The organism is Aeromonas sp. HMWF017 (assembly GCF_003061465.1).
GTDB lineage: Bacteria > Pseudomonadota > Gammaproteobacteria > Enterobacterales > Aeromonadaceae > Aeromonas > Aeromonas veronii.
The window spans coordinates 1-1,175 of sequence record NZ_QAJD01000048.1 but is presented as its reverse complement, the minus strand read 5'-3'; the positions used below and the strand labels follow the sequence as shown (position 1 = coordinate 1,175).

At 60.9% G+C, this 1,175-nt stretch carries 2 protein-coding genes; both read left to right on the top strand.

The window, feature by feature from the left end; translation table 11 throughout:
- On the top strand, positions 1–717 hold a 717-nt coding region (locus DBR30_RS04220), incomplete at its 5' end, for a KpsF/GutQ family sugar-phosphate isomerase (protein WP_108588198.1).
- Positions 717–1,175: 3-deoxy-manno-octulosonate-8-phosphatase KdsC (gene kdsC, locus DBR30_RS04215; RefSeq protein ID WP_108588197.1), on the top strand; the 459-nt coding region annotated here is incomplete at its 3' end. The genes DBR30_RS04220 and kdsC, both read left to right, overlap by 1 nt.

Here is a 1,175-nt window from a genome sequence, read left to right as displayed (position 1 = left end):
GGGATGATCTCCAGCGGCGACCTTATCATCGCTATCTCCAACTCCGGCGAGAGCGACGAAATCTTGGCCCTGCTGCCGGTACTCAAGCGCCGCGGCATTCCGCTCATCTGCATGACCGGCAATCCCGCCTCCACCATGGCCAAAGAGGCCAACGTGCATCTGTGCATCAAGGTGGAGAAAGAGGCCTGCCCGCTGGGGCTGGCACCTACTTCCAGCACCACGGCAACCTTAGTCATGGGCGATGCCCTGGCGGTCGCTCTGCTGGAAGCGCGCGGTTTTACCGCCGATGACTTCGCCCTCTCTCACCCGGGCGGTTCCCTTGGCAAGCGTCTGTTGCTGCGGGTCGGCGACCTGATGCACAGTGGCGATCTGTTGCCCCGGGTGGGGATAGATGCCACCATCAGCCAGGCGCTGCTGGAAGTGAGCCGCAAGGGGCTCGGTATGACAGCTGTGGTCGATGGCAATGGCCTGCTGGCCGGGCTCTTTACCGATGGCGACCTGCGCCGCATTCTTGACCAGCAGATCGATATCCATCACACCCCCATCAGCCGTGTGATGACGGCCAACTGTGTTACCGTAGGTCCAGAGATGATGGCTGCGGAAGCCGTCAAGCTGATGGAAACGAGAAAAATCAACGGATTACTGGTCGTGGATGAAGAGAAACGCCCGCTCGGCGCCTTCAACATGCACGACCTGCTGAAAGCCGGAGTAATTTGATGCAAAACGTACCGACCCTCTATGGTCCGGTGACGCGCAGCCAGTTCGACAAGGCGGCGCAAATCCGCCTGCTGGTGTGCGATGTGGACGGGGTGCTCTCCAACGGCCTCATCTACATGGGAAACAACGGCGAAGAACTGAAAACCTTCTGCACCCGCGATGGTGCGGGCATGCGAGCGTTGCTCAATGCCGGGATCGAGATCGCCATCATCACCGGGCGCAACTCCCGTATCGTCAGCGATCGGATGAAAAGCCTGGGGGTGGCTCATGTGGTGCAAGGGGCTGATAAAAAGCTGCCTCACTTCGAAGCGCTGCTGGCCAAGCTGGGGCTGAGCCCGGAGCAGGCTGCCTATATGGGCGATGACACCATCGATCTGCCGGTGATGGCCGCCTGCGGCCTGGGTATCGCGGTGGCCGATGCCCATCCGCTGGTGTTGAGTCGTGCCGATATGGTGACC